1 protein-coding gene is annotated in these 206 nt (G+C 30.1%); it reads right to left on the bottom strand.

Features of this window, described 5'->3' with window-relative positions; genetic code table 11:
• A partial coding sequence (locus NE623_RS14715; protein WP_256276185.1) for a hypothetical protein occupies window positions 1–185 on the bottom strand: 185 nt, incomplete at its 3' end.
• Window positions 186–206 lie beyond the last annotated feature (21 nt).

Below are 206 nucleotides of genomic sequence, written 5' to 3'. Positions count from 1 at the left end.
ATTTTCCCTTCTTTTTCTATATTATTCATCGTATACGTCTGGGCTTCTATACTTAACTTTCTAACAGAGCCGATTGATTTATCATACATATATTTTTGCAAGAATAAAAACATCCCGACATACACGGCCAAAATGGACGGAATAAAAATAAGCATAAACTTAAACATAATATTGTGCTTAAGCATTTAATCAACACCTTATTTATC

Source organism: Gemmiger formicilis (genome assembly GCF_024462815.1).
GTDB lineage: Bacteria > Bacillota > Clostridia > Oscillospirales > Ruminococcaceae > Gemmiger.
This window is presented reverse-complemented; position numbering and strand designations above follow the sequence as displayed.